The sequence below is a fragment of the Kiloniella laminariae DSM 19542 genome, assembly GCF_000374005.1.
Classification (GTDB): Bacteria; Pseudomonadota; Alphaproteobacteria; order Kiloniellales; family Kiloniellaceae; genus Kiloniella; species Kiloniella laminariae.
The window spans coordinates 139,461-151,936 of sequence record NZ_KB893170.1 but is presented as its reverse complement, the minus strand read 5'-3'; the positions used below and the strand labels follow the sequence as shown (position 1 = coordinate 151,936).

The 12,476-nt window shown below is 53.0% G+C and carries 10 protein-coding genes; 8 read left to right on the top strand and 2 right to left on the bottom strand.

The window, feature by feature from the left end; genetic code table 11:
* Positions 1-6 precede the first annotated feature (6 nt).
* Positions 7-1,389 carry a MocR-like ectoine utilization transcription factor EhuR gene (gene ehuR, locus B152_RS0120795; protein ID WP_020594388.1) on the bottom strand — a complete coding sequence of 461 codons (1,383 nt, stop codon included), beginning with the start codon at positions 1,387-1,389 and terminating at the stop codon, positions 7-9.
* Positions 1,390-1,495: 106 nt separating this feature from the next.
* On the opposite strand from ehuR, the gene B152_RS0120790 reads away from it, so the two are divergent.
* The 4 genes from B152_RS0120790 (at position 1,496) to B152_RS24590 (ending at position 4,802) form a co-directional block, all read left to right on the top strand.
* Positions 1,496-2,857, top strand: coding sequence for a pyridoxal phosphate-dependent decarboxylase family protein (locus B152_RS0120790; protein WP_020594387.1), 1,362 nt, complete (start codon positions 1,496-1,498; stop codon positions 2,855-2,857).
* Complete coding sequence (locus tag B152_RS0120785) at positions 2,857-3,642, top strand: PhzF family phenazine biosynthesis protein (protein ID WP_020594386.1); 786 nt, start codon at positions 2,857-2,859, stop codon at positions 3,640-3,642. Before B152_RS0120790 ends, B152_RS0120785 begins: the two co-directional genes overlap by 1 nt.
* 44 nt (positions 3,643-3,686) lie before the next feature.
* Complete coding sequence (locus tag B152_RS0120780) at positions 3,687-4,298, top strand: LysE family translocator (protein ID WP_020594385.1); 612 nt, start codon at positions 3,687-3,689, stop codon at positions 4,296-4,298.
* Positions 4,299-4,319: 21 nt separating this feature from the next.
* Entirely contained in the window at positions 4,320-4,802 is a 483-nt protein-coding gene (locus B152_RS24590; RefSeq protein WP_083921963.1) for a GNAT family N-acetyltransferase, read from the top strand.
* A 36-nt stretch (positions 4,803-4,838) separates the two neighbouring features.
* Here the strand turns inward: B152_RS24590 and B152_RS0120770 are convergent, their stop codons facing one another.
* A complete protein-coding gene (locus B152_RS0120770; RefSeq protein WP_020594383.1) occupies positions 4,839-6,623 on the bottom strand; it encodes an SLC13 family permease in 1,785 nt (594 codons plus the stop codon).
* 243 nt (positions 6,624-6,866) lie between these two features.
* Between B152_RS0120770 and B152_RS0120765 the strand changes: the two genes are divergently transcribed.
* From B152_RS0120765 to B152_RS0120750, 4 genes are all read left to right on the top strand, one after another.
* Positions 6,867-8,027: a phosphoserine transaminase gene (locus tag B152_RS0120765; protein ID WP_020594382.1), complete on the top strand. Its 1,161-nt coding sequence runs from the start codon at positions 6,867-6,869 to the stop codon at positions 8,025-8,027.
* A gap of 14 nt (positions 8,028-8,041) precedes the next feature.
* Positions 8,042-9,619, top strand: coding sequence for a phosphoglycerate dehydrogenase (gene serA / locus B152_RS0120760; RefSeq protein ID WP_026261761.1), 1,578 nt, complete (start codon positions 8,042-8,044; stop codon positions 9,617-9,619).
* Between the two features lie 240 nt (positions 9,620-9,859).
* Positions 9,860-11,017: an ATP phosphoribosyltransferase regulatory subunit gene (locus tag B152_RS0120755; protein ID WP_020594380.1), complete on the top strand. Its 1,158-nt coding sequence runs from the start codon at positions 9,860-9,862 to the stop codon at positions 11,015-11,017.
* A gap of 1 nt (position 11,018) precedes the next feature.
* Positions 11,019-12,320 (top strand): adenylosuccinate synthase, encoded by a 1,302-nt coding sequence (locus B152_RS0120750; RefSeq protein WP_020594379.1) that lies wholly within the window; start codon positions 11,019-11,021, stop codon positions 12,318-12,320.
* The last annotated feature ends 156 nt before the right edge of the window (positions 12,321-12,476 follow it).

Sequence of the window (12,476 nt, the reverse complement as noted above, 5' to 3'; positions counted from 1 at the left end):
CTGATCCTAGAAAACCAGTGAATCGACATCTGGTCCTTTGGTGAGCAGGCCAAGCAGAATCTCGAGGCCTCGTGTCATCTTTTCATCACTCTCTGGCTGACCAAGACAGATACGCACTGCGTGCGGCGGAGCCTTTCGGCCAACGATAAAGGGTTCCGAAGCGGTGATGGTGACACCGGCTCTGCCTGCAGCATATACAAACTGGCTGGAGCGCCAGGGGGCTGGCAGGTGAAGCCAGATATAGAGCCCTCTGGTTTCGCTCTCGATTTCGTGCTGTGCAAATATTTTCCGGGCAATTTCGACCCTGCGCCGGGCGCTTTCCTTGCGTCCCTCAAGAATGCGTTCTGCCGCGCCATTGATAATCCAGCGACTGGCAATTTCAGCAGTAATGGGGGATGCCATCCAGCAGGTTGCCCGAACCGCCGAAATCAGGCTTGGAATGCTGTGCTGCGGGCCGGTCATGTATCCAACACGAAGCCCTGGAGCCACCGTCTTTGCCAGAGAAGTGATATAGTAACTTCGTTCTGGAGCCAGACTGGTGATAGGGGGTAATGCATTGTCGACGATCAGGCCAAAAACATCGTCCTCGATAATCGACACCCGATACCGGCGGGCAATGTCGGCAATGGCCTGACGTCGTTCCATGGAAAGCAAACGTGTTGTCGGGTTCTGGAAATTGGGTACACAATAAAGGAACTTTGCATCCCCAGCCAGACAGGCCTCTTCAAAAGCCTCAGGCACAATTCCATTGGCGTCTATTGCCAATCCTTCAAGGCGTAGTCCGAGCATCCGGCTGACAGATTGTATCCCCGGATAGGTTAGCTCTTCACAGAGTACGCGGTCGCCGGGGCGGGCTACTGCTGCCATAGTGACAGCAATGGCATGATGTGCCCCTGCTGTCAGGACAATGTTGTCTGGCTCGACGGTCAGCCCGTTTAATTCCAGCCACTGAGCTCCGGCTTCGCGATGGTTCTTTAAGCCAGCATGTGGTTGATAGCTCAGAAGCCTGGAGAGTTCTGGTCCGGCTGACATGCTCTGCAGGGTCGAGGCCATCTCCTTTTCTTCGGTATCGCCTGGCGGTGGATAGGCAAAATCCATCAGAATGATATTCTGATCTTCGAAGCGAGCTGGCCTGAGCATATGTTGCTCGGCCGGTGAGGGGCCGTGAACAAAAGTGCCGCGCCCGACTTCGCCAAAGGTTAAGCCCCTGCGTTCCGCTTCGGCATAGGCCCGGCTGACCGTTCCCACTGTGACTCCCAGATGCCAGGAAAGATCCCGGTGGGTTGGCAAACGATCACCCTGCTGCAGGAATCCATTCCGGATATCTTCAGACAGAGCATCCGCGATGGCGATATAGCGTGCCCCCGCGCCGAATTTAACTTTTGGCATCCAATTTGTCATGGTGACAATCTATCAATTGACCCCATATAAAATCAAGATTTAACTGTGACAATCATCCATTTTGTCTAGCCGAATGAAAAATCAGGGGAGTACAATGAGCCAGGACCTGCTGAATATAGCCAGAGAACGAGCAGAACGTTATCTGACCGAGATTGATGCTCGACGGGTTTTCCCGGACGAGGCTGCCATGACAGGGCTTGAAGAGTTTGAAGAGATTTTCCCTGAGCAGGGGACGACTGGCGGGCAGGTTCTGGAACTTCTTGATCGCTCTGGTGCTCCGGCAACGGTGGCTTCTGCTGGGCGGCGATATTTTGGATTTGTCGTTGGGGGGACGCTCCCCGTGACAGTAGGGGCAAACTGGCTGGCGACGGCGTGGGATCAGGTCGCTTCCTCAAAAGTAACCTCGCCAGTAATGGACAAGATTGAACAGGTGACCTCTGGCTGGTTGCTTGATGTTTTGGATCTTCCAAGAGAATCTGTGGTTGGGTATGTGACCGGGGCGACGATGGCAACCTTCACAGCCCTTGCTGCCGCGCGGCACAAGTTGCTGGCGCGTCAGGGGTGGGATGTTGAAGCCAGAGGCCTGTTTGGAGCGCCCGAGATCAAGGTGGTTGTGAGTGACGAGGTTCACGTCACAGTATTGAAGGCACTATCGCTGCTGGGCTTTGGTAAAGAACGGGTTGTCAGGGTTCCCACTGATGCCAATGGGGCAATGGATATCAGCAGGCTTCCTGAGCTGGACGCCATGACAATCATTTGTGTGCAGGCGGGGAACGTGAACAGCGGCGCTTTTGATCCAGCTGGAGCGATTTGTGATCGGGCTGCACCCGTTGGGGCCTGGGTTCATGTGGATGGTGCTTTTGGACTCTGGGCCCGGGCTTCCAAAGAACTGAAACATTTGACCGCCGGTGTTGAAAAAGCTGATTCCTGGGCAACTGATGGCCATAAATGGCTTAATACCCCTTACGACGCTGGCGTGGTGATCTGTCGTGATCAGCAATCACTTTACAATGCAATGTCTGTTTCTGCTGCTTACCTGCGCGAGATAGATTCCGCAGCACAGAATTACATGCCGGAATTTTCCAAACGCGCGCGGGGCGTGGAAATATGGGCTGCCCTCAAGTTTTTGGGGCGCAAGGGTGTTGATGAGCTTGTGACAGGCTGTTGTCACCGGGCAGGTGTTTTCGCCCGGGGCCTGGAAGAGTTGGGTTTGACCATACAAAATTCTGTGGTTCTCAACCAAGTGGTGGTGTCCTGGGACAGTCCCGAGAAAACGGAAGCTCTGATGCAGGCAGTACAAAAAGAGGGAACCTGCTGGTTCGGTCCCACCGTGTGGAAAGGCAAGGCCGCTTTTCGTATTTCGGTGTCGTCCTGGAAAACCACGGAAGAGGATATCCAGCTTTCACTGCAGGCGATTAAGCAATGTATGGTGGCTGTTATTGAGGAGACGCAGTGATGAGGCAGGAATTTCCGCTTTATCAGGTTGATGCATTTACGAACGAGGTTTTTGGGGGGAATCCTGCAGCTGTTTGTCCATTGGACAACTGGTTGCCTGATGATCTTATGCAAAAGATTGCTGCTGAAAATAATNTTTCTGAAACGGCTTTTTTTGTGCCGAAAGAAGGGTGCTATCACTTGCGCTGGTTCACCCCGACACGCGAAGTTGATCTTTGTGGCCATGCTACGCTGGCGACAGCACACATTATTGCTACCGAGTTGGCTGTGGGGACAAGGGAGATCACCTTCGAAACAAAAAGCGGGTTGCTGCGGGTTTCCTGTGGAGAGGGCAGCTATACACTGGATTTTCCAGCCCGCCCGCCTGAACTCTATGCTGATAGTGCCAGTGTCGCAGCAGCGATAGGGATAACGCCGCTGGCCGTTCTCAAGGCAACAAAAATGCTGGCGGTGCTGGAAAGCGAGGATCAGGTGCTCGCGGCTGTTCCCGAACTGGGCAAAGTGATGGCATTACCTTCCGATGGTTTGATCGTCACTGCCCCGGGCAAAAAACACGATTTTGTCTCTCGGTATTTTGCACCGCATTGCGGTATTCCCGAAGACCCGGTGACAGGTTCGGCGCATGTAGTACTTGCCCCTTACTGGAGTAACCGTCTGGGCAAGAAGGAGATGTTTGCCAGGCAGGTTTCACAGCGTGGTGGCGAGTTGTGGGTTAGGGATTGTGGTGACCGGGTCCTGATGCGGGGAACTGCTGCACTTTATCTCAAGGGTTTTTTCTATATCTGATTTTATCAAGTCCAACGGGACTTGCATAAGAGGAGCTTCCCCGGATGTCTGACTATCTGATCTTTGCCATGGCCTTTGCTGTTGCTGCAGCTTCGCCGGGACCGGACATTGCCGCCCTGTTGGCCAAAGCCCTGTCTGAAGGGATGGTTGTCAGTTTAAGACTGGCTTTTGGAATGGTGCTGGGCAAACTCGTACTTTTGAGCGCGGCTTTGCTTGGGCTGGTTGCGATCGTTGAAATACTCGGTCCGTTCTTTATTGCTCTCAAAATTATTGGCGGGGGGTATCTGGTCTGGCTGGGGGTGAAAACCTGGCGAAACTCCGGTAAGGAACTGTCGGCCTCGATAGCTGTGGTAAAGGGCAGGTGGCTTGGTGGAGACATCGTTCTTGGCGTGGTTATGTCTCTTTCCAATCCGATGGCAATTGTGTTCTATTTGGCTGTTCTGCCAGGATTACTTGATATAGCCTCTATTGAAATTCTGGACTATCTGATGCTTTGTGGGATTGTGTTTGTTGTCATGAGTGTTGTCGCGCTGATTTACGGGGGGGCTGCTGCTGGAATGCGGCGGGTTTTCACCTCAGGCGATAGCAAACGGCGGATTGATCGTACTTCTGGCGGCATGATGGTTATGGCGGGAATGCTGGTGGCAAGCCGATAAGGCTGATGAGTGGATAGATGGATGCTGATACTAAAAGATAACAGGATAATGGCTGCTGAAGCCCGTAGTGATTTTGATGCAGCAGTGGAACTCTTCAGGGAATATGAAAGCTGGGCCCGGTCTTGCCCTTGTTTTTCAGGCTTTGAGAAGGAATTGGCAGAAATATCCAGTCGATATAGCGGGCGACGAGGGGCGCTCTGGCTGACCCGGGACAGGCACGGAAAGGCCTGCGGTGTTGTTGGTCTCAGCTTTCAGGATGATGCCGTGGCTGAACTCAGGCGTTTATGGGTTACGCCAGCAGGACGCGGCCAGGGACTTGGGGAAGCTCTGGTTTCGGTTGCCTTGGCCGAAGCGCGGGCAAGAAGCACTAAGGCCGTACTCGAGACGGTCCCCGAGCAAATGGCCTCTGCAGTCAAGCTCTATGAAGAACGGGGCTTCCTCCCCTTGCCCCGGAAGGAAGGGGAGACCTTAAGGATGGAGCTGATCTTTTCACCAGAACCCTGATGGAGGGATTCAACTACATTTACGCTTGGCCAGCCCCTATCCCTGTAAAGGCCAGACCCAGAGGATCAGAGGGATCGAGACAAGCAGGATGATAATATCAAGCGGCAGTCCCATCCGCCAGTAATCCCCGAATTTGTACCCCCCGGGACCCATCACCAGCAGATTGGATTGATGACCTATCGGTGTCAGGTATGTTGAAGAGCTGGCGATCGCGACAGCGATCAGGAAGGTGTCGATGTTCACCCCAAGTTCATTGGCGATAAGAATGGCGATCGGGGCCATCAGAACGGCTGTTGCCGCATTATTCATGACATCGGACAGCATCATGGTGATCAGCATCATGAGCGCAAGAATGGCCCAGACCGGCAGATGATCGCTCAGTCCAATCAGGGGAGAAGCGATAACCATTGTGCCGCCAGTGGTTTCCAGAGCCATTCCGACCGGAATCATTGCCGCGAGCAGAACGATCACCGACCAGTCAATTGATTCGTAAAGGTCTTTGAGGTTGAGTTCTCCGATCAGAACCATGGTGCCAACAGCAGCAAGAAAAGAAATCTGTGGTGGCAGGATTCCAAAGACAACCAGAAGAATGGAAAAGGCAAAGAGCAGCGGGGTGATAATCGAACCCTTCTTGCGCACGAGTGACAGTTCTCGTTCGGCCAAAGGCAAGAGGCCAAGCGAGGCCAATGCCTCGGGCATCTCTTCGCGGATACCCTGGAGCAAGAGGACATCCCCGGCCATGAAACGGACGCGGCCAATTCTTTCGTGGACCGGCTGCCCCTGACGGGCCACACCCAGAGTATTGATGCCGTGATGGGTGTGCAGCTGCATGTTATGGGCTGTACGCCCTTCCAAACGGGAACCTGGAGTGACAACAGCCTCGATTATGCCTACCCGGTCAGACTGGAGATCCTGGCTGCTGTCTTCGGCGGACCCGACGATTTCAAGATTGGCTTCGTCCACAACCTTCTGCAAGGTATCGGTATCTGCCTCCAGTGTCAGGATGTCATCGACCTTGAGCCGCATATAACCAGAGGGGGCCAGCATCCGGTCTTCGCGACGAACCAGAGCGACGACGGCTACGTTTCCCTGGGCGAGGGTTTCAAGATCGACAAGCCTGTGCCCGACATAGGGCGAGTTTTCCGAGATGCGGACGTCAGCGATATAGTCTTCGATCTGGAACAGCTTCTGGCGGTCATTACCGCCTGCGGAACGTTTAGGCAGAAACCGCCAGCCTACCAGGGAGATAAAAGCGATTCCGGCAACGGCAACTCCCAGTCCCACAGGCAGAAAGTCGAACATGGCAAAATTCTGCCCGGTTTCGGCCTGCCGGAAGCTGGAAATGATAATATTGGGCGGGGTTCCGATCAGGGTGGTGAGACCACCGAGTAACGACCCAAAACTCAGGGGCATGAGCACTTCACTGGTCGGCCGCTTGCTGCTGTAGGCACTCCCGATCGCAATCGGTAGCATGAGGGCCAGAGCCCCGACGTTGTTCATAAAGGCGGAGCAGATGGCGACGACGGTTGTCAAGGCAAGGATATGAAGAACCGGGCGTCCTGCCGCGGGTTCGAGAAATTTGGTGGCCAGCTCAACGATGCCGGAATTTTGCAGTGCATGGGAAATGATCAACACGGCAGCAACCGTAATAACGGCAGGATGTCCAAAGCCGAGAAATGCCTCGTCGGCGGGGACGACCCCAAAGATAACGGCGCCGATCAGGGCCATCATTGCAACCACATCGTACCTGATCTTCCCCCAGATAAAGAGAACCAGAGCGAGACCTATAATGGTAAAAATGATTAACTGATCTGTATTCATCCCCAGCCAAACCTGCGAAGTTGCTGTTTTAAGTCCTATAGAACCTATTCTGGATCGACTTTCACTACAATGCTGTGCAAATGCAAAAAGATCATTTCTGTTAAAAACAGGTCAATAAACGAAAGGATTTTGCGGTGCAATATGGTTATGATGTCGCTGCGACCATAAAATGTCGGTTTGCGACCCTGTACGGGTGCGTTTTGTACTGCAGCATAGCGAGCTGCTAATCGGAGTTACAAGTCCATGAATGAAAAACCTAGTGAACGTCCCTTAAATCCAAGATTCTCTTCCGGTCCTTGCGCAAAGCGTCCCGGTTGGTCTCTGGATTCACTAGGCTCTTGTTGGCATGGTCGGTCCCATCGGGCAAAAGGCGGAAAAGCCAAGCTGGTTGAGGTAATCGAGCTGTCACGTAAAATCCTTGGTATCCCTGATGACTATCGTATTGGAATCGTCCCAGCTTCTGATACGGGTGCTGTTGAAATGGCACTCTGGTCACTTCTTGGGCCAAGGGGAGTTGATATGTTGACATGGGAGAGCTTTGGCAAGGGTTGGGTTACGGATGTAACCAAACAGCTGAAGCTTGACGATGTAAGGGTTCTAGAGGCTGATTACGGCCAATTACCGGATCTGTCCCAGGTTTCCTGGGATCGTGATGTTGTCTTTACCTGGAATGGTACCACTTCGGGTGTGCGTGTCCCCAATGGTGACTGGATTGCCAGTGATCGCCAGGGGCTTTCAATCTGTGATGCAACCTCGGCAGCCTTTGCAATGCCTTTGCCCTGGGACAAGCTCGATGTTGTTACCTGGTCCTGGCAAAAGGTGCTCGGTGGCGAGGGGGCGCATGGCATGCTTGTGCTCAGTCCACGGGCGGTTGAGCGTTTGGAAAATCACCAACCAGCATGGCCAATGCCGAAAATTTTCCGCATGGTTAAAGCGGGAAAACTTGATGAGAGCATCTTTCAGGGAGCGACCATCAATACACCTTCCATGCTTTGCGTCGAGGACGCGATTGATTCGCTGAAATGGGCCGAGAGTGTTGGAGGCCAGAAGGCTTTGTCTGCCCGCTGTGATGCCAACCTTGCAGCGATAACGTCTTGGGTCGAGCAGCGTGACTGGATTGATTTTCTCGCGGAAAAGCCAGAGACCAGATCGAACACCTCGATTTGTCTGAAAATTACAGCGCCATGGTTTCAGGCGCTTTCAGATGATGACAAGGCCAAAGCGGCAAAGTCTTTAGCGACTCTTCTGGAAAATGAAGATGTGGCACTGGATATCGCTTCGTACCGTGATGCTCCGGCAGGTCTTCGGATCTGGGGTGGAGCGACGATAGAGACAAAAGACATCACGGCACTTCTTCCCTGGCTGGACTGGGGAATTGAAATCGTGCGTGCAGAATTCAAATAAAGGTAATTATGAAAATGGTAAAAGTACTCATCAGTGATGATCTGAGCCCAAAGGCTGCAGATATTTTCCGTGAACGTGGCATCGATGTGGATGTGAAGATCGGTCTTTCCGCAGAGGAATTGATCAAGATTATTGGTACCTATGATGGTCTGGCGATCCGCTCTGCGACAAAGGTAACGCCTGCGGTTGTTGAGGCTGCTACAAATCTTAAAGTCGTCGGGCGTGCCGGGATCGGTGTTGATAACGTGAATATTGAGGCTGCCTCTGCCAAAGGTGTGGTGGTAATGAACACACCTCATGGAAATTCTATTACAACAGCTGAACATGCCATCGCCATGATGTTTGCTGTCTCAAGGCAGATCCCCGAAGCCAATGCTTCTACCCAGGCGGGGAAGTGGGAAAAATCCCGTTTCATGGGAGCTGAGCTGGCCGGAAAGACTCTGGGCGTTATCGGCTGCGGTAACATCGGAGCTATTGTTGCTGACCGGGGCAAGGGACTGAAGATGAAGGTCGTCGCCTTTGATCCTTTCCTGTCCCCCGAGCGGGCAAAGGATCTCGGAGTAGAGAAGGTTGAGCTGGATAGCCTTCTTGCCCGGGCAGACTTTATTACTTTGCATGTTCCCCTCACAGATCAGACACGGGGAATCCTCAATGCCGAGACCTTGGCCAAAACCAAAGAAGGAGTACGGATTATCAACTGTGCCCGGGGGGGGCTGGTTGTCGAGGATGACCTCAAAGCTGCAATGGAAAGTGGTCATGTTGCCGGTGCCGCGTTTGATGTTTTTGCGGTTGAGCCTGCCAAGGAATGTGTGCTCTTCGGTTTGCCGAACTTTGTCGCAACGCCTCACCTTGGGGCGTCTACGCATGAAGCTCAGGAACTGGTTGCCCTGCAGGTTGCGGAACAGATTTCCGATTATCTGCTTACCGGTGCTGTGACCAATGCCTTGAATATGCCATCTCTGACGGCGCAGGAAGCCAGCAAACTTGAGCCTTATATGATTCTGTCACAGCAGCTGGGAAGCTTTGCCGGGCAGTTAACACGAACAGGTCTGAAGGCGATCAAGATTGATTACGAAGGTGCGGTTGCCAGTCTCAATTGCCGTCCTTTAACCCAGACCATTCTGGCCAGTCTACTGGCCCCGATGATGGACTCGGTTAATGTGGTGAGTGCCCCGGTTGTCGCACGTGAACGCAATATTGATGTGACAGAAGCCAAGCATGAACGCGATTGTGATTTTCAAACTCTTATTCGCCTGACAGTAACAACCGAAAAAGGCGAACGTTCTGTTGCCGGAACCTTGTTTGGTGGGAAGCGCCCGCGTCTGGTTAATATCAAAGGTATCGAAATCGAGGCCGAGCTTGGCAAGCATATGCTGTATCTGACCAACGAGGACAGCCCCGGATTTATTGGAGCTCTGGGTATGCAGTTGGGCGAAGCCGGAGTTAATATTGCGACCTTCCATCTCGGGCGTTCGGGGCCAGGGCAGGATGCGATTGCCCTGGTTGAGCTGGATAGTCAACTGACACCGGACCAGCTGAAAAAAGTTCAGAGTCTGTCCCAGTGCAAGCAGGTTGCCCAACTGAATTTCTAAGTTGAATTACGCTCCACTTTTCAGGCTGCAGGTTTTTTCCTGCAGCCTGTTTTTTTGCTTTGGTATGGGGAAAACAAAGCCCCTCTTCAAAGACGCAAAGATAATTTTTCTCTGAATCCAGTTGCCCTGACGGGCTAAAACATGTAGTCAATCATCGAAAAGGCCCCGAGGTTCGATCCACTTGGTCGCTCCCGGTTTTTTCGCATCGCATGAGCTTAAAACCGATCAGGAACGCTGACCATGAAGAAAAATGGGGACAAGGCCTTGTTGCCTGCTGGTTTGCAGGACTTACTGATGCCAGCTGCTGCCCATGAAGCAGAAGTCGTTCGTCGGCTGATCGACTGTTTTTCCTCCGAAGGATATGATCGCATTAAACCTCCTTTGCTGGAGTTTGAAAATGCGTTGCTTTCCGGTGCCGGAGAAACCCTTTCCAATCAGATTTTCCGTTTGATGGACCCCACAAGTCACCGCATGATGGGGCTGCGGGCTGATATCACCCCGCAGGTTGCCCGAATTGCAGCGACTCGCTTGCAAAAAGCATCCCGGCCGCTTCGTCTTTGTTATGGTGGAGATGTGCTGCAGGTGACAGGGAGCCAGCTCCGCCCCGAACGTCAGTTCACCCAGGTTGGTGGAGAACTCATCGGGGTGACGTCTGATGCGGCTGATGCAGAAGTTATCGTCGCAGCGGCCTGTGCCCTGGAAAACGTCGGGGTGAAAGATCTGAGTGTTGATATTAATCTTCCAACCCTTGTTCCGGCAATTGCCACCGATCTGTCACTGGAAGCTGATCTCGCCAGAGATCTCCGGGTTGCGCTTGATCGCAAAGATGCTGCCGAAGTTGAGTTGCTTGCTGGAAAACACGCCACGCTCTTTCTGAATTTGCTCCATGCAGCTGGAACCGCAGAAGAAATTCTGGCCTTTGCAAAAACACTGGATTTGCCTGGAACGGCACGCAAGGAAGTAGAGCGTCTGGTTGCTGTTGTTGAACTGGTCCGCGTGCAGGCGCCCAAATTGACTGTGACACTGGATCTGGTCGAACACCGTGGTTTTGAATATCACACCGGAATAAGCTTTATTTTCTTTGCCAAAGGGGTTCGGGGTGAACTCGGACGGGGCGGCAGGTATAATTCAGTCAGTGTTGACAATGTTGTCGAGCCAGCTACCGGCTTTACCCTTTTTATGGATACGGTACTCAGGGCGTTGCCAAAACCGAAGATCGCCCGCCGTATTTTTCTTCCCTTCGGAACCCGCCGTGAAGAAGGCGGAGCTTTCCGGGCACAGGGATGGGTTACAATTTCCGGCCTCGAGCCCGTTAAAGATGATCGCGCGGAAGCGCTCCGTTTGTCCTGTAGCCATCTGTTGGAAGGTGGCCACATTCATGAGTTAGGAACTAACTGATATGTCCAATGTCGCTGTCGTCGGCTCCCAGTGGGGAGATGAAGGTAAAGGTAAAATCGTTGACTGGCTTTCCGAGCGCGCAGATGTGGTTGTGCGCTTCCAGGGCGGACATAATGCCGGACATACCCTTGTCGTAGACGGCAAGGTTTACAAACTTTCTCTTCTGCCTTCCGGGATCGTGCGCAAAGGCAAGATGTCGATCATCGGTAATGGTGTGGTGATTGATCCTTGGGCGCTGCTGGCTGAAATGGACCGTTTGCGCGAACAGGGTGTGGAACTGACACCCGACAACCTGAAGGTTTCAGAAAACGCAGCTCTGATTCTTCCTTTGCATGGGGAAGTCGACCGGGCGCGGGAAGCTGCGGCCAAAGGAGAATCCAAAATCGGCACTACCGGTCGCGGAATTGGTCCTGCCTATGAAGACAAGGTTGGTCGCCGTGCTATCCGGATCTGTGACCTTGCAGATGAGGAATTCCTGCGCGAGCGGGTGCAGGGACTGTTGCTGCATCACAATGCCTTGCTTCGTGGACTTGGTCAGCCCGAAATTGACGCGGGGGATCTGGTGAGCAAGCTTCTGGAGATTGCACCCAAGATTCTTCCCTATGTGGATGTGGTTTGGCAACGCCTTGAAGAGTGCAGGAAGACGGACAAGCGCGTGCTTTTCGAAGGTGCCCAGGGGGCCATGCTGGATGTTGATCACGGGACTTATCCCTTTGTTACCTCCTCGAACACCATCTCAGGTCAGGCATCTGCGGGTTCTGGTGTTGGCCCTAGTTCGGTTGGCTATGTCCTGGGAATTACCAAGGCCTATACAACGCGTGTTGGATCAGGTCCTTTCCCGACAGAACTGGAAGATGAAATCGGCCAACGCCTTGGGGAGCGGGGCCATGAGTTTGGAACAGTGACTGGACGGAAGCGCCGCTGTGGCTGGTTTGATGCTGTGATGGTTCGCCAAGCCTGCAAAGTTGGCGGGATTACGGGTATCGCGCTTACCAAACTTGATGTTCTGGACGGTTTTAAAGAGCTGAAAGTTTGCACGGGTTACCGGATTGATGGTGTTGACTATGATCACCTGCCATCCCTCCCGAGCAAGCAGGCCAGGGTTGAGCCGATTTACGAAACTCTCGAAGGTTGGGATGACAGCACTTACGGGGCGCGTTCCTGGGCGGAACTGCCTGCTACCGCGATCAAATATATCCGTCGGATTGAAGAACTGATTGAAGTTCCTGTGGCCCTGCTTTCCACGAGCCCGGAACGGGATGATACTATTCTGGTGCAGGATCCCTTCCATCCAAAATCCTGATCAATCTCTAGATCGATCTGTTTTGAAAAAAGTGTTGTCTCTGGCAACACTTTTTTTTGTGCGATATTCTTGCCTTGCTGATTGATGTTGTACCTCTTTCCGGGGAGAGGAATGTTAACTCTTTCGGGCTAAAGAGCTTGGGTTACAATCTGTTAA

Coding starts and splice junctions, on each gene's coding strand:
- B152_RS0120750 (WP_020594379.1), top strand. CDS start 11,019: ATGTCCAATGTCGCTGTCGTCGGCTCCCAGTGGGGAGATGAAGGTAAA.
- B152_RS0120790 (WP_020594387.1), top strand. CDS start 1,496: ATGAGCCAGGACCTGCTGAATATAGCCAGAGAACGAGCAGAACGTTAT.
- B152_RS24590 (WP_083921963.1), top strand. CDS start 4,320: ATGCTGATACTAAAAGATAACAGGATAATGGCTGCTGAAGCCCGTAGT.
- B152_RS0120780 (WP_020594385.1), top strand. CDS start 3,687: ATGTCTGACTATCTGATCTTTGCCATGGCCTTTGCTGTTGCTGCAGCT.
- B152_RS0120765 (WP_020594382.1), top strand. CDS start 6,867: ATGAATGAAAAACCTAGTGAACGTCCCTTAAATCCAAGATTCTCTTCC.
- ehuR (WP_020594388.1), bottom strand. CDS start 1,389: ATGCCAAAAGTTAAATTCGGCGCGGGGGCACGCTATATCGCCATCGCG.
- B152_RS0120755 (WP_020594380.1), top strand. CDS start 9,860: ATGAAGAAAAATGGGGACAAGGCCTTGTTGCCTGCTGGTTTGCAGGAC.
- serA (WP_026261761.1), top strand. CDS start 8,042: ATGGTAAAAGTACTCATCAGTGATGATCTGAGCCCAAAGGCTGCAGAT.
- B152_RS0120770 (WP_020594383.1), bottom strand. CDS start 6,623: ATGAATACAGATCAGTTAATCATTTTTACCATTATAGGTCTCGCTCTG.